General features: G+C 43.3%; 24 protein-coding genes. 5 read left to right on the top strand and 19 right to left on the bottom strand.

The annotated features are described in order from the left end of the window. Positions 1-398: 398 nt before the first annotated feature. From GJU41_RS10420 to hprK, 5 genes are read right to left on the bottom strand one after another with little or no spacing between them, the layout of a single operon-like run. Entirely contained in the window at positions 399-920 is a 522-nt protein-coding gene (locus GJU41_RS10420; RefSeq protein WP_170292769.1) for an acyltransferase, read from the bottom strand. Between the two features lie 2 nt (positions 921-922). After that, positions 923-1,564, bottom strand: coding sequence for a pyrophosphatase PpaX (gene ppaX / locus GJU41_RS10415; protein WP_070876450.1), 642 nt, complete (start codon positions 1,562-1,564; stop codon positions 923-925). Then, positions 1,554-2,504, bottom strand: a complete 951-nt coding sequence (locus GJU41_RS10410) for a nucleoside recognition domain-containing protein (RefSeq protein ID WP_154318561.1) — start codon at positions 2,502-2,504, stop codon at positions 1,554-1,556. The genes ppaX and GJU41_RS10410 overlap by 11 nt, the downstream gene beginning before the upstream one ends. A 4-nt stretch (positions 2,505-2,508) precedes the next feature. Then, complete coding sequence (gene lgt, locus GJU41_RS10405) at positions 2,509-3,327, bottom strand: prolipoprotein diacylglyceryl transferase (RefSeq protein WP_070876452.1); 819 nt, start codon at positions 3,325-3,327, stop codon at positions 2,509-2,511. 24 nt (positions 3,328-3,351) lie between these two features. Further along, positions 3,352-4,287, bottom strand: a complete 936-nt coding sequence (hprK, locus tag GJU41_RS10400; RefSeq protein WP_070876453.1) for an HPr(Ser) kinase/phosphatase — start codon at positions 4,285-4,287, stop codon at positions 3,352-3,354. A gap of 393 nt (positions 4,288-4,680) precedes the next feature. Here hprK and GJU41_RS10395 point away from each other — a divergent pair, with 393 nt between their 5' ends. Then, on the top strand, positions 4,681-5,373 hold the full coding sequence (locus GJU41_RS10395) for an N-acetylmuramoyl-L-alanine amidase (protein ID WP_170292768.1): 693 nt from the start codon (positions 4,681-4,683) through the stop codon (positions 5,371-5,373). A gap of 24 nt (positions 5,374-5,397) precedes the next feature. On the opposite strand, the gene GJU41_RS10390 is transcribed toward GJU41_RS10395, so the two are convergent. Beyond that, positions 5,398-6,303, bottom strand: coding sequence for a metallophosphoesterase (locus GJU41_RS10390; protein ID WP_154318560.1), 906 nt, complete (start codon positions 6,301-6,303; stop codon positions 5,398-5,400). A gap of 112 nt (positions 6,304-6,415) precedes the next feature. Between GJU41_RS10390 and mscL the strand changes: the two genes are divergently transcribed. Continuing rightward, positions 6,416-6,805 carry a large conductance mechanosensitive channel protein MscL gene (gene mscL / locus GJU41_RS10385; protein ID WP_070876456.1) on the top strand — a complete coding sequence of 130 codons (390 nt, stop codon included), beginning with the start codon at positions 6,416-6,418 and terminating at the stop codon, positions 6,803-6,805. 76 nt (positions 6,806-6,881) lie between these two features. Here mscL and GJU41_RS10380 read toward each other — a convergent pair whose 3' ends face one another. From GJU41_RS10380 to GJU41_RS10335, 10 genes are all read right to left on the bottom strand, one after another. Next, positions 6,882-7,250: a phage holin family protein gene (locus GJU41_RS10380; protein WP_070876457.1), complete on the bottom strand. Its 369-nt coding sequence runs from the start codon at positions 7,248-7,250 to the stop codon at positions 6,882-6,884. Continuing rightward, a complete protein-coding gene (locus GJU41_RS10375) occupies positions 7,243-7,452 on the bottom strand; it encodes a PspC domain-containing protein (protein WP_070876458.1) in 210 nt (69 codons plus the stop codon). The genes GJU41_RS10380 and GJU41_RS10375 overlap by 8 nt, the downstream gene beginning before the upstream one ends. A gap of 5 nt (positions 7,453-7,457) precedes the next feature. Beyond that, positions 7,458-8,546: a DUF4097 family beta strand repeat-containing protein gene (locus tag GJU41_RS10370; protein ID WP_170292767.1), complete on the bottom strand. Its 1,089-nt coding sequence runs from the start codon at positions 8,544-8,546 to the stop codon at positions 7,458-7,460. A gap of 68 nt (positions 8,547-8,614) precedes the next feature. Then, positions 8,615-8,935, bottom strand: coding sequence for a magnetosome magnetite crystal formation protein family (locus GJU41_RS10365; RefSeq protein ID WP_154318558.1), 321 nt, complete (start codon positions 8,933-8,935; stop codon positions 8,615-8,617). A 641-nt stretch (positions 8,936-9,576) separates the two neighbouring features. Beyond that, positions 9,577-12,453: an excinuclease ABC subunit UvrA gene (uvrA, locus tag GJU41_RS10360; RefSeq protein WP_154318557.1), complete on the bottom strand. Its 2,877-nt coding sequence runs from the start codon at positions 12,451-12,453 to the stop codon at positions 9,577-9,579. Between the two features lie 6 nt (positions 12,454-12,459). After that, a complete protein-coding gene (gene uvrB, locus GJU41_RS10355; protein ID WP_154318556.1) occupies positions 12,460-14,442 on the bottom strand; it encodes an excinuclease ABC subunit UvrB in 1,983 nt (660 codons plus the stop codon). Between the two features lie 316 nt (positions 14,443-14,758). Continuing rightward, positions 14,759-14,998: a CsbA family protein gene (locus GJU41_RS10350; protein WP_070876463.1), complete on the bottom strand. Its 240-nt coding sequence runs from the start codon at positions 14,996-14,998 to the stop codon at positions 14,759-14,761. Between the two features lie 15 nt (positions 14,999-15,013). Further along, entirely contained in the window at positions 15,014-16,603 is a 1,590-nt protein-coding gene (locus tag GJU41_RS10345; protein WP_154318555.1) for a peptide chain release factor 3, read from the bottom strand. A gap of 449 nt (positions 16,604-17,052) precedes the next feature. Continuing rightward, positions 17,053-18,465 carry a sensor histidine kinase gene (locus tag GJU41_RS10340; RefSeq protein WP_154318554.1) on the bottom strand — a complete coding sequence of 471 codons (1,413 nt, stop codon included), beginning with the start codon at positions 18,463-18,465 and terminating at the stop codon, positions 17,053-17,055. Further along, entirely contained in the window at positions 18,455-19,159 is a 705-nt protein-coding gene (locus tag GJU41_RS10335) for a response regulator transcription factor (RefSeq protein WP_154318553.1), read from the bottom strand. Before GJU41_RS10335 ends, GJU41_RS10340 begins: the two co-directional genes overlap by 11 nt. A gap of 189 nt (positions 19,160-19,348) precedes the next feature. On the opposite strand from GJU41_RS10335, the gene GJU41_RS10330 reads away from it, so the two are divergent. Both GJU41_RS10330 and GJU41_RS10325 read left to right on the top strand, forming a co-directional pair. Continuing rightward, positions 19,349-20,803, top strand: coding sequence for an ABC transporter permease (locus GJU41_RS10330; protein ID WP_154318552.1), 1,455 nt, complete (start codon positions 19,349-19,351; stop codon positions 20,801-20,803). Between the two features lie 13 nt (positions 20,804-20,816). Continuing rightward, positions 20,817-21,515, top strand: a complete 699-nt coding sequence (locus GJU41_RS10325; RefSeq protein WP_154318551.1) for an ABC transporter ATP-binding protein — start codon at positions 20,817-20,819, stop codon at positions 21,513-21,515. 64 nt (positions 21,516-21,579) lie between these two features. On the opposite strand, the gene GJU41_RS24815 is transcribed toward GJU41_RS10325, so the two are convergent. Both GJU41_RS24815 and GJU41_RS10320 read right to left on the bottom strand, forming a co-directional pair. Next, positions 21,580-21,783, bottom strand: a complete 204-nt coding sequence (locus GJU41_RS24815) for a hypothetical protein (protein WP_251626269.1) — start codon at positions 21,781-21,783, stop codon at positions 21,580-21,582. Continuing rightward, the gene (locus GJU41_RS10320; protein ID WP_224771412.1) at positions 21,743-22,099 is read right to left on the bottom strand and encodes a TetR/AcrR family transcriptional regulator; all 357 of its coding nucleotides are present in this window, start codon (positions 22,097-22,099) and stop codon (positions 21,743-21,745) included. The genes GJU41_RS24815 and GJU41_RS10320 overlap by 41 nt, the downstream gene beginning before the upstream one ends. A gap of 114 nt (positions 22,100-22,213) precedes the next feature. On the opposite strand from GJU41_RS10320, the gene GJU41_RS10315 reads away from it, so the two are divergent. Beyond that, positions 22,214-23,197 carry a zinc-binding dehydrogenase gene (locus GJU41_RS10315; protein ID WP_154318550.1) on the top strand — a complete coding sequence of 328 codons (984 nt, stop codon included), beginning with the start codon at positions 22,214-22,216 and terminating at the stop codon, positions 23,195-23,197. Between the two features lie 262 nt (positions 23,198-23,459). Here the strand turns inward: GJU41_RS10315 and GJU41_RS10310 are convergent, their stop codons facing one another. After that, positions 23,460-24,398: a siderophore ABC transporter substrate-binding protein gene (locus GJU41_RS10310; protein ID WP_154318549.1), complete on the bottom strand. Its 939-nt coding sequence runs from the start codon at positions 24,396-24,398 to the stop codon at positions 23,460-23,462. Positions 24,399-24,486 lie beyond the last annotated feature (88 nt).

The raw sequence follows: 24,486 nt of genomic DNA, 5'->3' as shown, positions 1-24,486 counted from the left end.
GATTAGGTTTATTGCGTCGAAAAGCGGGTAAATAAGAAGTATTATTTCCCCCAATTAACATAGAAAACCGGCCAAGCAGTAGTTGGCCGGTCTTTTTTTATGCGTTTTTAATAAACACTACGGTGTAAATGCTTGCCGGCGAGTTAGAAGGCGGTTTCGGAGAGTTAGAATAGATTATCCGCGAGTTAAAACAGAAACTTTGCGAGTTGGCAGCATGTTTTTGTGAATTGGAATGTGTTTTTTGAGAATAAGGTCAACGAATTATCATGCTCGAAACAAAAAGGTCTTTTCGTGTGAAATCATAAATGAACCACCAAACTGCTCTTTCCGAAATGCCCAACAAAGTTCCCGCTGCGTGCAATCTAACTTACAAAACAAAACAAAAAAAAGACACCAGCTTATAAGCTGGTGTCTTTTGCATCACGCAAATCCATCTGTTCCTTTGTAAATATAAACCTCATCGGATTCCCCCCCACAAACGCTCCCGCAGGAACATCTTTATGGACGAGCGTTCCCGCTGAAACGATGGCTCCGTCTCCGATTTCAATGCCCGGCAGAACAGTGGAATTGGCTCCGATCATGACTTCATCGCCGATGACGATGTCGCCAAGTCTGTACTCGCGAATCAAATATTCATGCGCAAGAAGCGTTGTGTTGTAGCCGATCACCGTATTCCGTCCAACTTTGATTTTTTCAGGAAACATCACATCCAGCATGACCATCAGAGCGAAGGAAGTATGCTCCCCCACCTTCATTCCGAGAAAATTCCGGTACATCCAATTTTTCATCGAAAGAAACGGAGTGTAGCGGGCTAGCTGAATGACAATGAAGTTGCGGACGACCTTCCAAAATGGAACGGTTTTGTAAACATGCCAAAGCGAATTAGGGCCTTCAACGGGGTATCTCGTCGTTTTTCTCACGCTTATTCGTCTCCGAGCACGTTCAGTAAATCACTCATTTTGTTCAGCATATAGTCAGGCTTAAACCCTTCCAAATACTCGACACCTTTTATTGTCCAAGCAACGCCGGCCGTTTTGGTGCCTGCTGCCTTACCTGAATCAATATCATGGTGGTTATCGCCGACCATAATGGCTTCATCCGGAGAACTGTTCAGTTTTTCTAAAGCAAGCAAGACCGGCTCTGGATGGGGCTTTGCATTCTTTACATCATCAAGGGTGACGACCGTTTCGAAAAACTGGCCAAGACCAGTAAGCTTAAGACCCATATTGACGGTATCCCGTATTTTAGTTGTGACAATGCCAAGCTTATAGCCCTTTTCGTGCAGGGTCTGAACCGTTTCAAAGACTGTTTCAAACTGTGTAACCAATTGATCGTGCTGATCATGATTGAACTTCCGGTAGGTGCTGATCATTTCATCAACACGGATCGGATCCATCTTCACAAACGTTTCATGAAGGGTAGGTCCGAGAAACGGGAGGACATCCTCGCGTCCATATTGATTCGGATAATAGAGATTCAGTGTATGCAGGAATGATTCTATGATCAAATCGTTTGTATTTATTAATGTTCCATCCAAATCAAACAATACGGTGTTAATTCTCATAAGTTGCTTCCTTTCTGCTTGTATGTTCAAATCGGCTCCAAATCGCGCCAACTGCCATTGTCAGAACGACCGCTGTTACAATCCGGATCAATAACAGAGGCAGAACCGGAATGCCAAGCGGCACGAAAATCAGGGTATCCTCCACCACAGCATGACAGGAGACGAGAAAAATAAAGGCGAGCGTTAAATCTTTATAGCTGACGCCGTCTTCTTCGACTGCCTGAATCATGACTCCAGCTCCGTATGCAAGGCCTATCGTTAAACCAGCTACCATTGTCATGGAGGTGTTTTCTTTCATCCCGAGCATCCTTGTAAAAGGTGCTATCCATCTAGAAAAAACGGTTAAAAATCCTTTATCTTTAAGCACTTGGATAATGATCATCAGCGGAATCACAATTAAGGCGAGCTGCACAATCCCGAGGCCGGCTTTCTGAACAGCACTTAAACCAATCTCAACGTACCCGGCCGGATCAGCTGCATCCTTTGGAATAAACCCATACTGTGCCGTTTCCTGTCCGCCCTGCCATAATAAATTGATCATAATAGCAGAGCTGACGGCAAGCCCAATCCTAACGGCGAGAATAACCCATATCTTGATTCCCACCTTTGCAGCAACGGTTGATTCAATAATCAAGTTATGTGAGAAAGATAGCATAACAGCTAATATAAATACTTCCTTAACAGATAGATCAAGCGTCAGGATTGCAGCAATACCCGCATATAAATTAAGCATGTTCCCAAGAACAAGCGGAATAGCCGCTTCCCCTGATAACCCAAAAATGCCCATAACCGGCTGAATAAGCTTGATCAGCCACGGAAGAACCGGTGTGTGCTGAAGAAGACTGACAATCAGCGTAACCGGAAAAATAACCTTGCCTAAAGTCCAAGTTGTCTGAAGCCCTGCCTGAAGTCCTTTTTTTAAGCTATTAATCAGAAACATCCCCTTATTCGGCTGATTCTAAGTATCTTTCTTTTGAATAACCTTTGACTCTCCTCAAAATCAATACAGCAACAGCAATCGCTATTAATACTAGAGAAATAACTTGTGCAACACGCAGAGATTCCGTCAGCATCAGGCTGTCCGTACGCATTCCTTCAATGAAATAGCGGCCGATTGAGTACCAGATGATATAGGTAAGGAATAGCTCTCCGCGGCGCAAATTGGCTTTTCTGAGAAGCATAAGTCCCACAAACCCAACAAGACTCCACAAAGATTCATATAAAAAAGTCGGGTGATAATAAACACCGTCAATATACATTTGATTGATGATAAACTCAGGCAAGTACAGCCCTTCAAGAAATTGACGTGTTACCTCGCCGCCATGGGCTTCTTGATTAATAAAGTTTCCCCAGCGGCCGATTGCCTGCCCTAAGATGATGCTCGGCGCCCCAATATCAGCAAGCTTCCAAAACGAGATCCCTTTTACCTTCGCAAAAATATAGCCTGTCACAAATGCCCCGATTAATCCGCCATGAATCGCAAGGCCCCCGTTCCAGATCTTTACGATGTCTCCCGGGTTTTGAGAGTAATAATCCCACTGAAAAATCACATAGTAAATACGCGCACAAATAATCGCGATTGGAATCGCAAACAGTACTAAATCGACGAACGTATCTTTATGAAGACCTCTCCGCTCGCTTTCACGGACTGCAAGCCACAGTCCAAGCAGAGCACCTATCCCGATGATCAGCCCGTACCAGTGAACCTGTATCGGTCCAAGTTCAATAAAGATTGGATCGATCGGCGTAAAATTCTCCTCCATTGTCTACTCTCCCCCTATAGATGTTTATGCGTCGTCATGCTCAGTATCAGTTATGACATCGGTTAATTTATTCGTAAACTGCTCAGCTGCATTCAGACCCATGCGTTTTAATCTGAAGTTCATCGCTGCTACTTCAATGATAACCGCTAAATTTCGTCCAGGACGGACCGGCACGGTTAATTTAGGGACATCTGTGTCGATGATTTTCATTTTCTCTTCATCAAGACCCAATCTGTCATATTGCTTCTTAGGATCCCAGATTTCAAGATCGATAATGAGGGTAATCCGTTTATAGCTGCGGACCGCGCCTGCTCCAAATAACGTCATCACATTGATGATCCCAAGACCGCGGATCTCAAGAAGATGCTCAATTAAGTCTGGTGCATTTCCGATCAAAGTATCTTGATCCTCCTGGCGGATCTCCACACAGTCATCTGCTACTAAACGATGGCCGCGCTTGACAAGCTCAAGAGCCGTTTCACTTTTACCGACTCCGCTTTTTCCGACAATCAGCACACCTACACCATAAACGTCTACTAATACGCCGTGAACAGCAGTAGTAGGAGCAAGCTTTCCTTCTAAAAAGTTCGTCAGATGACTGGATAGACGGGTTGTTTTTAAAGGCGAACGCAGAAGAGGAACTGATTTTTCCTCAGATGCATCCGTTAATTCCTGCGGGATCTCCATTTCGCGGGAAACAATAATAGCCGGAGTCGAATCTGTACAAAGCTGATCCATCCGGTTTTTCTTTTCCTCATCTGTCAGCTTTTGAAAAAACGTCAGCTCTGTTTTGCCGAGTATTTGCACTCGTTCTTTCGGGTAATATGTAAAAAAGCCTGCCATTTCAAGTCCTGGGCGGGACAAATCACTTGTAGTGATGGGACGATTAATTCCTTCTTCACCGCTGATCAGCTCTAAATGGAATTTTTCGATTAAATCTTTTGTGCGGACTTTTGCCATTTTTCTGCTCCTCCTTTATCAAGCTAAAAAAAAGTAGATATTTTTGCGAGATGTTTGCTCCATCTTCTAACTAAGCGCTTTCGGTTTTCTGCGGTGTCTAGCTCCACCGCCCAACTCCTCGGCCAGAACGGCTCATCCAGCAAAGGCAAAAAGCGCCTTTTCTGGCTGATCCTTATCTGTCTTTCGGGTCTGAACAGTCGGTTCCGCTTTTCGTATAAAATCCTCTCTTATTTTAGCACTTTTACCTATTAAACGGAAACGGGGAATCCTTTCCCAGCCATTTAAACTTTCTTCTCTGTTTTCAAAAAAACATAGGACAATCACCGCTACTCTATCGCACATGAGGCAATATATTAATAGGGTAAAGACCATTTAATCCGAGGAGGACTGTACGTGAAGATTGCAATTGACGCCGGACATGGCTATTCAACATCCGGAAAGAGAACCGTAGACGGTATGAAAGAATATGAATTTAATCGTGCTGTTGCCAATGAAATGAGGGACCTTCTGGCCGGGTATGAAAATGTCACTATCCTTTTTACTCACTCTGACACACGTGATGTCCCGCTGAAAGAGAGAACCGATAAGGCCAATGCTGCAAAGGCAGATGTATTCATCTCGATTCATGCCAACGCCTTTGGAAACGGCACAGCATGGAATGATGCAAAGGGAATCGAGACGTATGTTCATGATTCAAAACCTCAACAAGCCATTGCACTTGCCGGAGCGGTTCAGAAGAAGCTGATAGAAAAAACAAAACGGAATGACCGCGGTGTTAAGCTTGCCAACTTCCATGTGCTGCGGGAAGCAAAAATGATCGCTATTTTAATTGAATGCGGATTTATGACCAATCAAGAAGAAGCCCAGGCTTTAAAATCAGCAGCTTACCGCAAAATATGTGCAGAGGCGATTACTGAAGCACTTGCATCCTTTTTCAATTTGAAAAATAATGCCCCATCCGCTCCATCCTTACCAGGAAAGGTGTACAAAGTACAAGTCGGTGCTTTCTCGAAAAAAGAAAATGCCGTTGCCCTTGCCAATGAATTAAAAAATAAGGGATATAATGTTATTGTTTTGTACGAATAAAAGAGTAGAGGCAGTCATCTGTCTCTACTCTTTTAATTTCAAAAGAAATCTCTCTTTTGGCAGGTGCTTCTTAGATCGGAATTTATTCAAGTAAGGAGAGTAAGTATCGACCTGAATTCCAGTTAGGTTTTCCTTGAAAAACAGAAGACGCATGAAGCCATTGCCACCGTGCTTTTCAGCCTGATAATTCGCAAGCATTTGAAAAACTCTTTGATCTTCTGAAATTCTGCTCTCCAAAAAACCTGTTCCGTAATAATGGCCGGATAAGACCATTTTCACATTTGGATTTTTTAAAACAACTTTGTTATACAGCTCCTCTCCTGCAGGACTTCTCTCATCTTTATAGTTCAAATAATCATGAAAAGCGAGAATGGCCGTGTGATGACGGTATTCCTTCAAAACCTTGTTCATCCACCTGAGACCGCTCCGGTTCACATCCCATCCCATATAAATCATAATGTACGGCTGGTTGTGGATTGTCAGAAGATCATAATGTCCGCGGTTATTTTCAAAAGAACCTCCATAAAAAGGCTGCCGGATAAACCGGTGATAGCCGAAATGATCCGTGAAAACTTTATAGGGCTGTTCCGTATGAACCAAATCATGGTTCCCCGCCAATACGCCATATGGAATTCTTGTCATATCAAGCATTTTTAGAATTTGATCTGTCCTCTCCCATTGCACATCATCATTCGGCTGATCGACAAGATCGCCTGTATGAAAAACATATCGAATGTTGTATTTATCCCGATTTTCAATAATCCACTGTATTTGTTTAATCATGATTTCCGGATAGGTTTTCGCGTAATATTGAGTATCTGTAAGCCACACAATCGTCGCGTCGCCTTCTTCAAATGAAAATTTCGCGTACGCAGGAGATGCAGTTAAACAAATCAGCAGCACTACTGCCGCAAACCAAGTTTTTCTCATAACTTTCACCCATTTTTAGCGTACCCACCCTAGCGTGTCCTTATGTTACCGATTTACATTTATCATCATTGGTCTATACTAGATATGGAAACCAAAACAAGGAGACGTACATATGCTGAAGGAATTTAAAAAGTTCGCCATCAAGGGCAACGTGATTGATCTAGCAGTCGGGGTTATCATCGGTACAGCGTTCGGCAAAATTGTCACTTCTCTTGTGAATGACATTGTCATGCCGCTGTTTGGCGTCCTGCTTGGGGGAGTCGATTTTTCAAAATTGCAATACCCATTCGGTGATGCCATTATAAAATACGGAGCATTTCTGCAGACCGTTCTTGATTTCTTCATTATTGCTTTTTCTGTGTTTTTATTCATTCGATTCTTTGAACGATTTAAAAGAAAAGATGAGCAAAAGCCTGTCCCAACCTTAACAAATGAAGAGAAGCTGCTCACGGAAATTCGTGATTTGCTGAAGAAGGATGTTCAGCAGGAAAGAGAATTTTAGGAGCTGGACATAGATGCTGAAAACAATATAATTTCTTGCATCAAAAAGGCGGAATCCCTGGGATCCCGCCTTTTGTCTATTTCTTTTTACTTTCTCTAAGCGGCTCAACGACGCCTTTTTGAATCAGCAAGTGCAGCAGCGAAATAACAATCGAAGCTAAGATGGCTGTGCCAAAACCATCAATGTTAAAGGAATCTCCCATAATCCCCTGTGCAATCATCAGTGTAATCGCATTGATGACAAACAGGAAAAGCCCAAGCGTTACCACTGTAACAGGCAGTGTAAGCAGGATAAGGAATGGCTTCACCAGAACATTTAAAACAGAAATAAGCAAACTTGCAAGAATGGCGGCTCCTACGCCGCTGATGTGGAAAGAATCAAAGTACCCTGATACGACAATCAGTATAAGGGCATTGACCAAAATACTGATGGCCCATCTAATCATGCTTAATGACATCCCCCTCATTCGGCACCAGGAAGATCATCACTAAGTAGATGAGACCGAATGGGAAAAAGGCAGTCGTGAGCAATAGAATCACAAATAGAATCCGAAGCAAGGTCACGTCCATATTCAAGTAATCAGCCAAGCCTCCGATGACCCCGCCAATCATTTTTTTTGATTTGGATCGATATAATTTCTTTTTCATTTGGATTACCTCTCTTTTAATAGAATAGAGCCTGTTTTAGAATCTGCAAAAACAGACATCGTTTGTTCAGACGCTGCAATCGATTTGAACCTAAGCTCCTTTTGAACGGTTTCATTCTTTTCAAAAAGCACTTCAAGGTCCTTTAAATCAGCAGCTACTGAACCTAAATTTGATTTCAATTCACCATTTATTTTTACGTTTTCCGGAACATACACGTCCACGTTTCCAGTAGCCGTTTTCGCATATAGAGTGTGGCATCTTTCGTCTTCAAGCTTAACGATGATATTTCCATTAAAGCTCTGAACATCGATTCTCTCACTCTTTCCGTTTAAGTGGATAAGACCGTTGATTGTTTCTGCTTCAGTATGTGCCGCCTCAACATTTGTCAGGCGGATTTGACCATTTGCCGTTTCGGCCTCTATTTTTTCACCCTTAAAATTCAGGACAGAAATGACACCATTTGCCGTTTTCGCATTAAAATCCCTTACATTTAAATCTTCCCCTCTGATTGGGCCGCTAAACAGCTTAATTTTAACAAGCTCATACTGCTCTTCCGGCACATACAGGGTCATGTTGATTTTTACTGTTTTCTTTTCCGTGTAAAAACGGAACTTTGAACCGTCCACTGAACAATCAACATTCTGCATAAAGGTTTCTCTCGCAAGCTCCTGATTCTCTGCCCGGTAAACTTTTGCATCACACTCGACCCGAACATCACTTTGAGTCCAGGATTGCAGATTTACACTGCCGTGGATTAATTGGATATCAAAATCACGGATATCAGCATCCTTGAACTGATAGATGTGCTGAACATTAAGAGCACCGCCAAAATTTAAATCGAGATCAAGCTCCTTTACCTTCTTGACTGCTGTATCAATAAAGGTCACAAGCTTTGAAGAAAGAGAGGACCCGGCGGTTTTCTCTTTTTCTACAAAAGGATCCTTTGAGAAACTATCTGAAGATAAAGATGTCAACATTTCATTTTCTTTATGACTATATTCCTCTTCCAGCTTTTCAATGAGAGTCAGTGCTTCACTTGCCGACAGTTTTCCCTGTTCAACTAAATCCAAAATGCGCTTTCTTTGATCCTTCACGTTTCCCATCCCCCTGAATATGTATTTGAAAAGAAAAGCCCCTGAGCAAGAACCCAAAGCCTTTGTTATTAAACCGTTTTTAAAATTTTAATCCCCTGTACAATGTTATAAATAAATACAACAAGATTCACGATGCCAATCAGGATAAATCCAAAAATCACAACTCCCACTGCAAAAACCTCCGGGGAACTGAACATACCTGCAAACAAGATCATGAAGAATGGTGCAATAATCGTCACGATTGGAATAATATGTGACAGCAATGATTTTTTCGCATGCTGCTTCACTTCTCGTTCATCTGAAATAAAGTAGACGATAATCGGAAACAAAAACGGCGCGAAAAAAATACTGAAATAGCATAGGGATGAGAGTAATTTATCTGTTTTCATTTGATTTTCAACTCCTTATAATTACTATACGATTGAAGCAGTGATAAGTTTCATTAAATTTTTGTGCGGAGTCAGCTTTCCTTATTGCTGCCATTATTTATGGTTTAAAACTTAAAAGCTGGCGGCATTCTCTTTAGTGCTACCACTATTAACGATTCAAAGCTTAAAAACTGGCGGCATTCTCTTTAGTGCTGCCACTTTTAACGGTTCATAGCTTAAAAACTGGCGGCATTCTCCTTAGTGCTACAACTATTAACGATTCAAAGCTTAAAAACTGGCGGCATTCTCTTTAGTGCTACCACTATTAACGATTCAAAGCTTAAAAACTGGCGGCATTCTCCTTAGTGCTACCACTTTTAACGATTCAAAGCTTAAAAAATGGCCTCATTCTCCTTAGTGCTGCCACTTTTAAACCATTCATAGCTTTTAAATGGCGTCAGTCTTCTTAGTGCTGCCACTTTTAAACCATTCATAGCTTTTAAATGGCGTCAGTCTTCTTAGTGCTGCCACTTTTAACGATTCATAGCTTAAAAAATGGCGTCAGTCCCAGTAGTGCTACAACTTTTGATTGGGCAAGGTCCCAAAAGAAGGGGCTGTCCAATAAGTCAGTAAAAAATGACTTTATGGACAGCCCCTCTTATTTAAGCTTTGGCCACCGCTTCTTTTTCTTTTATTGCCTTTTTCATCCGGTCGCGGTCTCTTGTCAGGATCGGCTTCAAATACTTGCCTGTGTAAGACCCTTCTACTTTAGCAACCTGTTCCGGAGTTCCCGTTGCGACGATTTGTCCGCCGTGATCTCCGCCTTCCGGTCCAAGATCGATCAGATAATCTGCCGCTTTAATGACATCAAGGTTATGCTCAATCACTAAGACAGTATCTCCATTTTCGACGAGCCGCTGAAGGACTTTCAGAAGTCTTGCAATGTCGTCCACATGCAAACCTGTTGTCGGTTCATCCAGAATGTACAGCGAACGTCCTGTTGAACGGCGATGCAGCTCAGAAGCAAGCTTCACACGCTGCGCTTCTCCTCCCGACAGGGTTGTTGCAGGCTGACCTAGTGTAATGTAGCCGAGTCCAACATCATAAATGGTTTGGAGCTTCCGTCTGATTTTAGGAATGTTCTCGAAAAATGTGACTGCATCTTCAACTGTCATTTCTAAAATGTCAGCAATGTTTTTGTTTTTGTATTTCACTTCCAGTGTTTCGCGGTTATACCGCTTTCCATGGCACACTTCGCATGGTACATAAACATCAGGAAGGAAATGCATTTCAATCTTGATGATTCCGTCTCCCCGGCATGCCTCACAGCGGCCGCCTTTTACATTAAAACTGAAGCGGCCTTTCTTGTAGCCGCGCACCTTCGCTTCGTTTGTTGTGGCAAAAACGTCGCGGATGTCATCAAAAACACCTGTATAGGTTGCCGGGTTAGAGCGGGGAGTCCGGCCAATCGGCGATTGATCGATATCGATGACCTTATCAAGCTCTTCTGTTCCTTTGATTTCTTTATGCTCCCCAGGCTTCGTTTTTGCTTTGTTCAGCTTTTGAGCAAGTGACTTATGAAGAATTTCATTTACAAGCGTACTCTTGCCAGACCCCGATACACCAGTAACGGCTACAAACGTGCCAAGCGGAAACTTCGTTGAAACGTTTTTCAGGTTATTTTCGCTTGCGCCTTTTATCTCAATGAAACGGCCGTCCGGCTTCCGGCGTTCAACTGGCAGCGGAATGAATTTTTTGCCCGATAAGTATTGGCCGGTTAAGGAATTCTTATCATTCATTACGTATTCAGGTGTTCCTTCAGAGATAATCTCTCCTCCATGAACGCCTGCTCCAGGACCGATATCTATTAAATAGTCGGCAGCAAGCATTGTGTCTTCATCATGCTCAACAACGATAAGGGTGTTGCCGATATCCCTCATGCTTTGAAGCGTCTGGATGAGCCTGTCATTGTCACGCTGATGAAGTCCGATTGAAGGCTCGTCAAGAATATAAAGAACACCTGTTAATCTAGAACCAATCTGAGTCGCAAGCCTGATCCGCTGTGCTTCTCCGCCTGAAAGTGTTCCTGCAGCACGGCTTAAAGACAGGTAATCAAGACCGACATTGTTTAAAAAGCCGAGTCTTTCTTCAAGCTCTCTTAAAATCAATCTTGCAATCTGCATTTCTTTTTCTGTCAAGTTGACCTTTTCAAAGAAATCGATGGCTTCATGAACAGATAAAGAAGTGACATTTCCAATGTGATTGCCATCAACAAGCACAGACAGGCTTTCTTTTTTTAAACGATGCCCTTTACACTTAGGGCATGCCTGCTGAGCCATATATTTTTCCATCTGCTCACGTATGTAGTCTGAGCTTGTTTCTTTATAGCGGCGCTCTACGTTACGGATGACGCCTTCAAACTGAATGTAATTTTCACGCACCTGACCGAAGTCATTTTCATAGCGGAAGTAAATTTCATCGTTTCCGCTGCCGTATAAAACCTTGTCCAGCAAGTGGGATGGGATTTCTTTTACAGGAACATCCATCGGGATGCCGTAATGATTGCACACAGCCTCAAGCAGCTGCGGGTAATATTGAGAGCTCGTCGGTTCCCACGGGGCCAGCGCATGCTGCTTTAATGATAAATCCTTGTTTGGAAGTACTAAGTCTACATCGACTTCAAGCTTCGTTCCAAGGCCGTCACACTCATTACATGCGCCAAACGGACTGTTAAAAGAAAACATTCTCGGTTCCAGCTCGCCGATTGAAAATCCGCAGAGCGGACAAGCGTGATGCTCGCTGAAAAGAAGCTCTTCTTCTCCGATGACATCAATCATGACTTTGCCTTCGCCAAGACCAAGTGCAGCTTCAAGCGAATCTGCAAGCCGGGCTGCAATTCCTTCTTTGATGACGATACGGTCAATTACTACCTCAATACTGTGCTTTTTGTTTTTCTCAAGGGTAATCTCATCACCGATTTCCATCATCTCGCCGTTTACGCGAACCCTTACGTACCCTTGCTTTTTGATCTCTTCAAAAACCTTGGCATGAGTCCCTTTTCGGCCGGAGACAATCGGTGCAAGGACCTGAAGCTTTGTACGCTCAGGATATTCTAAAATCCGGTCAACCATTTGCTCAATCGTCTGCGATGAGATTTCAATGTCATGATTCGGGCAGGTCGGTCTGCCTACACGAGCAAATAGAAGTCTCAGGTAATCATAAATTTCTGTTACGGTTCCGACGGTTGAACGCGGATTGCGGCTCGTCGTTTTTTGATCAATCGAAATCGCCGGTGAAAGTCCTTCAATTGAATCGACATCCGGCTTGTCCATTTGCCCCAGGAACTGACGGGCATAAGCAGAAAGAGATTCAACATATCTGCGCTGGCCTTCTGCATAAATCGTATCAAACGCAAGCGACGATTTCCCCGAACCTGATAAGCCTGTCAGAACGACAAGCTTATCCCTCGGAATCGTCACATCTATATTTTTCAAGTTGTGAGCGCGCGCACCTTTCACAATAATTTTATCAATTGCCATCTAGTTTCATCCTTCCGCTTTTAGCTCTAGAATCAGATCGCGAAGCTCAGCTGCACGCTCGAAGTTCAAGCCTTTTGCAGCCTCTTTCATCTCTGCTTCCATTTGTTCGATAACCTTTTCGCGCTCTTTCTTCGTCAGCTTGCCGAGCTTTGGAACTTGTGCACCCAATTCTTCCCCATCCTCCGGTGCAATAACAGCGCGAATCGTTTCGCGAATTTTTTTCTGTATCGTTTTTGGCTCAATGCCGTGCTTTTTATTAAAAGCCTCCTGCGTTTCGCGGCGGCGTTTCGTTTCGTTCAGGGCAATTTCCATTGATTTCGTCACTTTATCGGCATACATAATAACGTGTCCGTTTGAATTCCGGGCTGCACGTCCGATCGTCTGAATCAGCGATCGCTCAGATCTCAGGAAGCCTTCCTTATCCGCATCCAAAATGGCTACTAAGGACACCTCAGGAATATCGAGACCTTCTCTTAGAAGGTTGATTCCGACCAGAACGTCATACTTCCCAAGCCGCAGCTCGCGGATGATTTCAATCCGTTCTAAAGTTTTGATTTCCGAATGCAGGTAGTTCACCTTGATGCCTATATCCTTCAGATAATCAGTCAGATCCTCGGACATTTTCTTCGTCAGTGTTGTGATAAGTACACGCTCATTGCGTTCTGTTCTTGCCTGAATTTCTCCGATCAGATCATCAATTTGACCCTGAATCGGCCTTACATCAATCGTCGGATCAAGAAGTCCCGTCGGGCGGATGATCTGCTGAACCATTTCAGGTGTATGATCAAGCTCATATGGGCCTGGTGTAGCCGATACAAACAGGATGTTATTGATATGTTTTTCAAACTCGTCAAATTGAAGCGGACGGTTGTCTTTTGCTGATGGCAGGCGGAACCCGTGGTCAACGAGCACCTGTTTTCTTGCCTGGTCGCCATTGAACATCCCCCTGATCTGAGGAATGGTCACGTGGGATTCATCCACGACAATCATGAAATCTTCCGGGAAGAAATCAAGCAATGTATAAGGAGTGGAACCTGCAGGGCGAAGCGTCAGGTGTCTTGAGTAGTTTTCAATCCCGGAACAAAAGCCCATTTCCCGCATCATTTCAAGATCATAGCGGGTACGCTGTTCGAGCCGCTGAGCTTCTAGCAGCTTGCCGTTCTCATGAAGCTCTTTCAGCCGTTCATCAAGCTCCTGCTCGATATTCGTTATTGCAACCTTCAGCTTTTCCTCGCGGGTTACGAAGTGGGATGCAGGGAAAATGGAGATATGTTCGCGGTCTCCTTTGATTTCGCCCGTTAATGCATCAACTTCTCTGATCCGGTCGATTTCATCGCCGAAAAATTCAACTCTGACGCACTGCTCGTCTCTTGAAGCCGGGAAAATTTCCACAACATCTCCGCGCACTCTGAAGGTCCCGCGTTTAAAATCAATATCATTTCTTTCATACTGTACATCAACAAGTTTTCTGAGCAGCTGATTGCGTTCAATCTCCATCCCCGTGCGGAGAGAAACGACCAGGTCACGGTATTCTTCAGGCGACCCCAAGCCGTAAATGCACGATACACTCGCGATGATAATGACGTCCTTCCGCTCAAACAGCGAGGCTGTTGCGGAGTGTCTGAGCTTATCGATTTCATCATTGATGCTTGCGTCTTTTTCTATGAATGTATCAGTCTGCGGCACATAGGCCTCCGGCTGATAATAATCATAGTAGCTGACGAAGTATTCGACTGCGTTGTTTGGAAAGAACTCTTTAAATTCGCTGTATAATTGTCCCGCCAATGTTTTATTATGAGCAATAATCAGCGTCGGTTTGTTTATTTCCTGGATGACGTTTGAAACGGTAAACGTCTTCCCTGTACCTGTAGCGCCAAGAAGCGTCTGATGCTTCTTTCCTTCTTTAATGCCCTGGACGAGCTGTTTTATAGCCTGAGGCTGGTCGCCCTCTGGCTTATAATTCGAGACTAAATCAAAACGATCGCTCAACAGGAGGACCTCCATTCATATGTAATCAGTATTCATATTTTACCATAAACGAGTGAAAAATGACTAAAAATACGAACTATAGTTCGTATGTTTCGTTCGACATTTTGTATTTGATTCTATCATTATCGCCTGATTTTGCTATTTAAATGCCTGACTTATCTTTTTCAATACCTTTTTCGGAGGGATGGTAAACCGGCAGCAGCCAGGCAGTGAAAACATGAAAACGGATAAAAGTCCATTTTAGACTGATCCATCAGTGACACTGGGTCCGCTGCAAAACAAAAAAACCCGCTCCCAAAGGGAACAGGTTCAAGCCTCAATTCGTTTTTTCGCGTCTTGTTCGCCGTGCCATTTTTGCCGCATACAAAAATCCGGCCGCAACGGATATCACATCTAAAACAATGATGATCCATGAATCCATATAGCCTTTTGTATATGCTGCAGCTAAAAGTGCAATGGTCAGGACAGTCGCTACGTAGTGGTTATATGAGACCCTGGCAAACAAGGTCAAAATAATAAAAGGCAGAGTCAGGGCCAAAACGGCTTTTAGTAACATGGAATCAGCTCCTGCTTACTTCTCTGATGCAGAAAAGCTTTGATAGTCGTTTTCCTGCAGAAGATCGATCAATTCAATCTCTTTATGATTTTCTTTAAAATGTCTGAAGGTAAAATCATTTTCAAAGAGGACTGCATAGTGATCATTGCGGTCGCGTACAAGCAGGCTTCTTGAATCAAAGAAGCGCTTTTCGAATTTTTCATTGCCGATCCATCTTGGAATGCGGTCGCCCATAGGAACAAATTCGATTTCTACGTTGTACTCAGCTCTCATCCGGTATTCAAATACCTCGTACTGAAGCTGTCCGACAGCGCCGAGAATGATGTCGTCCGTTGAATCCTGACGGAAATACTGAATGGCGCCCTCTTGTACAAGCTGGTCAATTCCTTTACGGAACTGCTTCGCTTTCATGACGTTTTTCACGCGTACTTTTTTGAACATCTCCGGCGGGAACTGAGGAAGCTCATCATAATGATAGCCTTCTTTTCCAACTGTTAAGGTATCGCCAATTTGATAAACGTTCGGATCATAGATTCCGATGATGTCGCCTGCGAATGCTTCATCAACTGTCTCTCTGTCTTTTGCCATAAACACCTGCGTCTGATTCAGCTTAAGCGTTTTATTCGTTCTGCTCAGCTGCACGCTCATGCCGCGCTCAAATCGTCCGGAACACACGCGCAGAAACGCGATGCGGTCGCGGTGGGCAGGATTCATATTGGCTTGAATCTTAAAGATATAGCCTGAGAAATCTTCTGTCTCAGGAGCAATGAAGCCATGGTTTGTTCTTCGCGGCTGCGGAGGAACGGCATATTGTAAAAACACATCAAAAAATGATTTTACACCAAAGTTCGCAAGCGCACTTCCGAAGAAGACAGGTGTTAATTCTCCGCGCTTAACACGCTCAGCGTCGAACTGATTGCCAGCTTCCTCAAGCAGCTCCATTTCATCCTTTGTTTCCAAATAAGTAGGATGGCTGCCAATCTCACTTGCATCTACTTCATCTGAAGGGATGATTTCTTCCTGCTCGTTTCCTTTAAACTGTACGACGGTATGCTGTTCGCGGTCGATAATGCCCAGGAAACGCTTACCCATGCCGATCGGCCAGTTCATTGGATAAGATTCAATGCCAAGTACTTCCTCAATCTCAGAAAGCAGTTCAAGCGGATCTTTTCCTTCACGGTCAAGCTTATTAATAAATGTAAAGATAGGGATGCCTCTCATGCGGCAGACTTTGAAAAGCTTGATCGTCTGAGGCTCGACCCCTTTTGTAGAGTCGATGATCATCACTACGCTGTCTACTGCTGTAAGCGTGCGGTATGTGTCTTCACTGAAATCTTCATGTCCAGGAGTGTCCAGAATGTTTACGTGGAAATCATGGTATGGAAAGCTCATGACACTTGATGTAACGGAGATTCCGCGCTTTTTTTCAATTTCCATCCAGTCGGAAGCCGCAAATTTGCCGGTCTTCTTCCCTTTAACCGTACCTGCTTCACGGATGACTTTGCCGAAATATAATAATTTCTCTGTTAGTGTCGTCTTTCCCGCATCCGGATGGGAGATGATGGCGAAAGTCCGTCTCTTTGATATTTCATTATCTATGTTCATTTACATTACCCTCACAAAGTTTACTTCGTTTGAAATATATCACATTTGGAGCAATAGAACAATTTCACTCTGAACTTTCTCCTGCTTTATACCGGCGCTGTAAAAAAGAGCACATTCACTGCAGCCATCACGACTGCGCCGATAATAATAAATGCTGTATCCTTCTTTTTCATGTTTTTTTCCTCCTTATAAATTTGTTTTCACATAGTGTATCAGGAATTTATGTCTAAACTATTAACAAAGATTGTTGTTTTTCATGGTTAATGTTGAACGTTTCTTTCCGCTCCAGTCACTTGCTTTCCGCGGGGAGGGTGGGAGCCTCCTCGGCTTGCCTGCGGGGTCTCCCATTTCCCTCTATTTTCCCGAAGGAGTCAAGTGCCTTCCGCTACAATCCACTTTAGGTTTTAAACATTTAGTCCTAAAACAACAAAGTTTACGAAAAGAACCAATCAGAAATCATTTTTCTTATCAGGAAATTTCAGAATGAATTTGGTGCCTTGATCCTTTTGGCTGTCAATCTCAATTTCTCCCAGGTGAAGGTGAACAAGCTGTTTGACAATCGATAATCCCAGGCCGAATTCGCCAAATTGATGGCCGGTTCTGGACATATCTGCTTTGTAAAAACGCTGCCAAATTGATTCAACCTCTTTGGGATCCATTCCGATTCCTGTGTCTTCAATTTCAATAATTGTTTCCTTATACCCCTTTTTTCCGCGCAGCCAAACGGTCCCGCTCTCTGTAAATTGAATACTGTTTTTCGTTATATTGATTAAGATTTGAATGAGGCGGTCATAGTCAGCATAAACCGTTATTTCTTCATTTCCATCAATCTTCAATTCCACCTGTTTTTCTTCTGCCTGAAAAAATAAATGTTCTTTAATGATTTCAAAAGCTTCTTTCAGCTGAATTTCTTCTTTAAATAGCTTCACCTGATTGGAACGGATTTTTTCATAATCAAGGTTTTCATTTACAAGTCTGATGAGGCGTTTTGCTTCCTGACTGACAAGCTGAATGCCTTTTTCTTTTTCAGTCTCTTCAATCATGTTGTTTTTAAGCCCTTCAATCACGCCGCTGATCGTCGTGAGCGGTGTTCTTAATTCATGAGAGACATCCGCCATAAACTTTCTTCTTCTATTCTCTAAACTTTCGATTTCCTGATTGGATTGCTTAAGCTGCTCTGCCATATTATTAAAATCGTTCGCAAGCTCGCCAATTTCATCAATATTGGACGATGGCACCGAAATATCATATTTCCCTTCCGCAATCATTGAGGTCGCATTCCGGATCCGCTGAATCCTTTTCACATGAACGTTTGAGAGAAACCAGCTTAATAAAAGCGAAATGGATAAAGAGATTAAAATGGTATAGAGAAGATAGCGGTTAATTTCGCTGATTGTTTCTCTGGATCCTTTAATTGGCGAAACCAGCAGAATCCCGCCGGAGAGATTGCCGTTCTCAAGATACGGAAGGGCAACTAAAGAAACCTCCTGGTCAAAACGCTTGATCTCATGTTTTACAACGATTCTCTCGCCTGCCTTCAGATTCTGCCATTCTTCTTCTGTCGGCTGAAACCTTGGAGCGTTGCCTGCATAAGGGTAAAAGATCATTCCTTTATCGTCAAAAAGACTAAATCGAATGCCTCTCGCACTGAGCACGTGCTCATACTCTCTCAGAGCCCGCTCGCCCCTGTTATTTTTCACGTCTGTTAATATTCTGTTGCCATACTGCTCAAGCTCTTCCACTTTGTTTTCATAAACAAAGGATTCCGCATATTGGGCTACAACAAGACTTAAAATCATAAAAGCGATAATCAGAATGCTGATATGACTTAAAAACAGCTGATAAATATACTTAATTCTCATTCGGATCTACCGTTTCATCGAATTTATAGCCCACTCCCCATACCGTATGGAAAAAGGGCCTTGTTTGCGAGCCCAGCTTTGCCCGCAATCGTTTAATATGAACATCAACCGTCCGTTCATCTCCGTAAAACTGATAGCCCCAAACACGCTCAAGCAGCTGTTCGCGCGTAAAAACCTGACGCGGGTGCTCTGCAAAATAATAAAGGAGATCAAATTCTTTAGGCGTTAAGTTTTCGACTCTATTATTTTCAAGCAAGACTTCCCGTGTCTGCTTGCTGATTTTGAAATAAGCGGTTTCAAGACTGCCTGTCTCTTTTTTAGGCGCATGCGAAACGGAGTGCCTGCGGGATACCGCTTTAATACGCGCCATAAGAGCAAGCGGGCTGAAAGGCTTCGTTACATAATCATCCGCTCCCATCTCTAAACCAAGCACCTGATCAGACTCGCTGTCCTTTGCTGTCAGCATTATGATCGGAACCGAGCTACCCTCTTCCCTGATTTTTCTGCAAAGTGTAACCCCGTCCATCCCCGGCAGCATCCAATCGATAATCAGCACGTCCCATTCTTCCCGCTTATATGCATTGTAGCCTTCAAGTCCATCATTTATAAAATCACCCTGAATGCCTTCTTTTGAAAAAAACATTTCAAGCATCGCACTGACACTCTGATTATCTTCTATTACTAAAACCTTCATATTTGCACCATCCAAAAATATGACTTTCTTTTCAAAGTAAAGTGAATTTCACCGTTTCGCAACAGTTTTCTAAATTGTTCCCTGTTTTTTAAAGGTTAAGAAATAGTTTGGACATAGTTTGTTCATTTCTGTCACCTATTCTGTAAAAGCAAGGAAGTTGTACTAAGTCTAATACAAAGGAGAAACAAAATGAATTTTATAAAACGCGGTTTTTTAAGTGTCAAAGCACGTGCAGGAAAAAGCCTGCTCCAAGTCTTTATTTTTACTGTCATTTGCGTGTTTGTTCTATCAGGGCTCTCGATTCAGTCAGCTGCTGAAAAATCAAGCTTGCTTGCGAGAGAATCTCTCGGAGGCGAAGTGACTCTGAATGTTGATATGGAAAAATTAATGGAACAGCAGCGCAGCCAAAGCACAGAAGGCGAAAGAGTCCGTTTTCAGTCTGTTCCCATACCGGAAAAATCAGCTGAAGAACTAACTTCCTACTCTCAAGTAAAAGGCTATAATTTCTTATCCTCTACTTTCGGAACAGCAGCGAACTTCGAGCCGATCGAAAATGAATCCACTGATACGGCAGAAACAGAAGAAGGTTCTCCAGGCCGCGGCATGGGCGGCGGACCTATGTCTGCAGCAGATATTACGCTTCAGGGTGTTATGTTTACAGATTCTGTCCAGGCCTTCTTAAACAGCGAATCTACTGTAGTAGAAGGCCGTCACCTGACAGATGAAGATTTAGAGAAAAATGTAACAGTCATAGAAAAAACACTCGCAAAAGACAATGAGCTGGCAGTCGGCGATAAGGTCACTGTGCAATCAACAGCTGATGAAGAGACATCTTTAGAGCTTGAGATTGTAGGCATCTACGAAACGGTCTCTGCGGGCACAGATCTGGGCGGAAGAAACGTCACAGCTATGAATCCATACAACCTGCTTTATGTTCCTTATACAGCAGCCTCCGCTCTTAAGGGAGCAGATTACGAAGGAACCATTGATCAGGCCGTTTATTACATGAATGACCCTGAGAAAATCGAGAGCTTCATAGATGAGGCAAAAAAAAACAGCAGCATCGATTTTGAAACGTTCAAATTGGATGCGGACGATCAGACGTACCAGCAAATGATCGGGCCAATTAACAATGTGGCTTCTTTTTCAAAAAATGTCGTGTATTTGGTAACGATCGCCGGAGCCGTTATTTTAGGGCTCATTATCATGATGTCTATTCGTGAACGTAAATACGAAATGGGCGTCCTGCTTGCGATTGGGGAAAAGAAGTGGAAGCTCGTCGGACAATTCCTGTTTGAAATCTTAATCGTCGCTGTCCTGGCTCTTGGCGTATCATCTCTTTCCGGCCAAGCCGTGGCAAAACAATTCGGGGATCAGCTGCTTTCCCAGGAGCTTACTCAGACAGAAGAAACCGCATCGAACCCAGCTTCATTTGGAGGCGGCATGGGAATGGGCGGACCCCTTGGCATGCAGCAGTCTGCAGCAGAGGCAGATCCGATTGATGAGCTTCAAATTGAAGTGACCGGCAAGGACTTAGGCATCCTCTTTGGCATCGGGCTGTTAATCGCCATTATTTCAGCGCTAATCCCAGCTTTATCTGTTTTAAGACTTCAGCCGAAAACCATCTTAACGAAACAAGACTAAGGAGGAAACACCCATGACAAATCTGCTGCAATTTGAAAACGTCAGCTACTGGTACCATCATGAAAATAAAAAGCATGTGATTTTGAACGACATTTCCATTGGCTTTAACAAAGGAAGCTTCTATACCATCGTCGGTCCATCCGGATCAGGAAAAACAACCTTTCTGGCACTCGCAAGCGCACTAGATGTTGCGAAAGAAGGCTCCGTCTTATATGAAGGCAAAAACATTAAGAAAATCGGCCTTGCCAACTTCCGCAACAAATACGTATCGATCGTTTTTCAATCCTATAACCTGCTGCCGTATATGACAGCCCTTCAAAACGTAACGACGGCTATGGAGATCACGGGATCAGCCCAGCCAAACAAAAAAGAATTTGCTTTGCAGATGCTTGAGAAGGTTGGCATTTCTGAAAAACAGGCGCGGCAAAAAGTCCTGACCTTAAGCGGCGGGCAGCAGCAGCGAGTTTCCATCGCCCGGGCACTTTCCTGCAAGTCTGATTTAATTATTGCAGACGAGCCAACGGGGAATTTAGATGAGGACACAGCGAAAGACATTGTCCGGCTCTTTCAGGATCTGGCCCATAAGGAAGATAAATGCATCATTGTTGTCACACATGATCAAAACATCGCAACGATCTCAGATGTGACAGTAAAGCTTTCGAAGGGCAGTTTTTATGTGCAGCAGAATCGGGAATTGGTTCATAATAAATAAAACAAAGCCGGCTCTCTATGGGAACCGGCTTTTCGTTTTTATTTTTCTGCGATGCCTGAGAGGATCACTCCCATACCGATTCAAACTCTTCGTTGATCCGCGGCGTTTCCCACTCTTTTGCGTGAAATGGATGATGAAATTTTGCAGTCGACACGAAGATCGCAGAGGCAAGGCCACGTGCATCCCCTGCTTTAAATTCATTCAGACTGATTCCATCTTCAACAATTTCAGCTATTTGTTTTACAAGCTCCTCCACATGGGCTTGCACTATATCTACTGCTTCTTCTGCAAGTTCCGTTAAATAATTCCGGATCCTCTAATGTTTTTGTATGCTTGATCGTCATAAGGGTCTGGAACCATGTATGAAGCCTTTCTGCAGCGCTTGAAGATTGATGCGGAATCTCTGCAAGCGCTGATGAGACACGGTGCAGCCATCGTTCAGCAACAGCTCTTCTTAAGGCTTCTTTGCTTGAAAAGTGACGATAAACTGTACCGTGACTGACATTTAACTCTCTTGCCACATCGGCTACTGTTGCTTTTTGAGTGCCAAAACGGCGAAGTACTTTTTCAGCTGTGTCTAAGATCGCTCACTCGTCAATTTCCAAGCAGTAAAATTGAAAGTAAACTTCTTCGTTTTTTATAATTGGATAGAATAGTTGTATATACACATTTTTAACGGAAATAAGGAGTGTTCACATTTGAAAGCACTATTGCTAGAAGGTAAAGGCGAATGGAAACAAATGCGCGTTGCCGGGACAGAAAAGCCTTCTCCGGGAAAAGGCGAAATTTTAATTAAAGTAAAAGCTGCCGGATTGAATCCGGTTGATTATAAAACGGCCACTGGCGGAAATCCGCTTTGGACCTATCCTCATATTCTGGGACTTGATGCAGCCGGGGTCGTTGAAGAAACCGGTTCTGAGGTAACAAATGTACAGCTAGGCGACCGGGTTGTTTACCACGGCGACTTAACGAAAAAAGGCGGATTTGCTGAATATGCGGTTACGACTGCTCACACGGTCTCCATTATTCCGGAATCTGTGTCTTTTGAAGATGCAGCTGCACTTCCAACAGCCGGCTATACAGCATATCAGGCTTTATACAGAAAGCTTCGCATTACCGAGGGTGAATCCATTTTAATTCATGGGGGAGCAGGCGGTGTCGGAGGGTTTGCTATTCAAATGGCAAAACGCTCAGGCCTAACTGTGTTTACAACAGCATCTGCAGCTAATCATGAATACGTTAAGTCTCTTGGCGCAGATTACGCCATCGACTATAAAGAATCGGATGTCATCGCAAAAGTGATGGAATTAACAGCAGGCAATGGCGTGGATGCCGTTCTTGATACGGTGAGCCGTCAAAATGCAACAGATTCTCTTGACTGCCTCGCTTTCAACGGCAGAATTGCGTACATTGCTGGAGCCCCTGACTTTACAAAAGTGAAGCCATTTACAAAAGCCATCTCCTACCATGAAATTGCCCTGGGAGCCGTTCATCAATCAAATAATATGGAGCAGCAGAAGGACTTAGCAGTAATGGGAGACACCATGCTGATGCTGGTTGCTGAAAGACAGCTATCCCCTCTGCTTGAGCAGGTCATTTCACTTGAAGAAGTGCCGGAAGCATTGTTACAGCTGTCTGAGCGCCACGTGAAAGGGAAAATAGTAGCTAGAGTGGATGATTAAAGAAAACCGGACATTGTGTCCGGTTTTTGTTATTGCTTAAAGCTGATTACTCAGGTCCGGTCTTCGTTTTTGCTGAAACCAGGTTTACTTTCCAAATCAAGGCCGTTACTTGCCAGTTTGGCCTTTTACTTTCGAAAACCGTTAGAATACTAGCCGATTTGTCTGATTTACTTCTTTTTTCCATTTACCTCCTAAAAATGATCGGTTTAACTGGAATCTCTGCAAAAAAACTGCGGGAACATGTCTCCGCAGTCTCACTTAATTATTGAATAGCTCCCGCTACTTCCTCTGTCATGCCTGCAACAGATTCAAGTCCGCCGCCTGACAGGTACCAGTAGTCAGGATCAAGATAAATGATTTTCCCATTTTTATAGGCTTTCGTATTTTTAACCAAATCATTCTCTACGACTTGCTTCGCAGAAGATTCACCGCCGACAACTGCACCTCTATCAATTACAAATAAGTAGTCAGGGTCTTTTTCGACAATGTATTCAAATGAAATGCTTTGTCCATGAGTGGATACCTCAATCTTTTCATCAGCTGCTGCAAATCCAAATTCGTCATGGATGATTCCGAAGCGTGAGCCTGCTCCGTATGCACTTACCTTGCCGTCATTTGCAAGGACGATTAACGCTTTTTCATCCCCTGCTGAAGCTTTTTCTTTAAGCTCTTTAATAGACTCTTCTACATTAGCAAACTCTTTTTCTGCTTCTTCTTCCTTGCCGAAGATCTCGCCTAATGTTGTGACATTTTGTTTAAATGATTCCATGTACTTCGTTGTGTCCACACCCATGAAAATCGTTGGGGCAATTTTGCTCATCTCTTCGTATGAATCCTGCTGTCTGCCTGAAATGATAATGAGATCCGGTTCCATTTCGTTGATCTTTTCAAAGTCAGGCTCTTTTAAGCCCCCGACATTTTCGTATTTTGCATCTTCATATTTTGAAAGGTAAGAAGGAACGTTTTCCTGCGGCACTCCCGCTGCTTCAACGCCCAGTTTATCCATTGAATCCAGCGTTCCAAAATCAAAAACAACAACTTTTTCAGGGTTTTTAGGCACTTTTGTTTCGCCTAATTGATGCTTAATTGTCAGTTCTTCTTTCTCTGCGCTGGCCGTTGTTTCTTCTGCTTCTTTCGATCCGCATGCTGCTGCGAACACTGCAAGCACTAAGCTTAGTGCTAAGATTAATAGTTTCTTCATCTTCTTTCACCCCTATTAGTTTTTAAAAATGGCTGTTTTCGTTTGGATTGTTGTTTTTGATTATAAATGTTGTCCGTTACTTTCCGCT

The sequence above is a fragment of the Metabacillus idriensis genome, assembly GCF_009674765.1.
Taxonomy (GTDB): Bacteria; Bacillota; Bacilli; order Bacillales; family Bacillaceae; genus Bacillus_P; species Bacillus_P idriensis.
The sequence above is the reverse complement of the archived record's forward strand: the minus strand, read 5'-3'. Positions and strand labels throughout refer to the sequence as shown.

Coding starts and splice junctions, on each gene's coding strand:
- GJU41_RS10350 (WP_070876463.1), bottom strand. CDS start 14,998: ATGTTACTAAAAGCCGTTTTGGCCCTGACTCTGCCTTTTATTATTTTG.
- GJU41_RS10365 (WP_154318558.1), bottom strand. CDS start 8,935: ATGAAAACAGATAAATTACTCTCATCCCTATGCTATTTCAGTATTTTT.
- GJU41_RS10375 (WP_070876458.1), bottom strand. CDS start 7,452: ATGAAAAAGAAATTATATCGATCCAAATCAAAAAAAATGATTGGCGGG.
- ppaX (WP_070876450.1), bottom strand. CDS start 1,564: ATGAGAATTAACACCGTATTGTTTGATTTGGATGGAACATTAATAAAT.
- GJU41_RS10325 (WP_154318551.1), top strand. CDS start 20,817: ATGACAAATCTGCTGCAATTTGAAAACGTCAGCTACTGGTACCATCAT.
- hprK (WP_070876453.1), bottom strand. CDS start 4,287: ATGGCAAAAGTCCGCACAAAAGATTTAATCGAAAAATTCCATTTAGAG.
- mscL (WP_070876456.1), top strand. CDS start 6,416: ATGCTGAAGGAATTTAAAAAGTTCGCCATCAAGGGCAACGTGATTGAT.
- GJU41_RS10330 (WP_154318552.1), top strand. CDS start 19,349: ATGAATTTTATAAAACGCGGTTTTTTAAGTGTCAAAGCACGTGCAGGA.
- GJU41_RS10340 (WP_154318554.1), bottom strand. CDS start 18,465: ATGAGAATTAAGTATATTTATCAGCTGTTTTTAAGTCATATCAGCATT.
- GJU41_RS10410 (WP_154318561.1), bottom strand. CDS start 2,504: ATGTTTCTGATTAATAGCTTAAAAAAAGGACTTCAGGCAGGGCTTCAG.
- GJU41_RS10345 (WP_154318555.1), bottom strand. CDS start 16,603: ATGAACATAGATAATGAAATATCAAAGAGACGGACTTTCGCCATCATC.
- lgt (WP_070876452.1), bottom strand. CDS start 3,327: ATGGAGGAGAATTTTACGCCGATCGATCCAATCTTTATTGAACTTGGA.
- GJU41_RS10380 (WP_070876457.1), bottom strand. CDS start 7,250: ATGATTAGATGGGCCATCAGTATTTTGGTCAATGCCCTTATACTGATT.
- GJU41_RS10310 (WP_154318549.1), bottom strand. CDS start 24,398: ATGAAGAAACTATTAATCTTAGCACTAAGCTTAGTGCTTGCAGTGTTC.
- uvrA (WP_154318557.1), bottom strand. CDS start 12,453: ATGGCAATTGATAAAATTATTGTGAAAGGTGCGCGCGCTCACAACTTG.
- GJU41_RS10390 (WP_154318560.1), bottom strand. CDS start 6,303: ATGAGAAAAACTTGGTTTGCGGCAGTAGTGCTGCTGATTTGTTTAACT.
- GJU41_RS10335 (WP_154318553.1), bottom strand. CDS start 19,159: ATGAAGGTTTTAGTAATAGAAGATAATCAGAGTGTCAGTGCGATGCTT.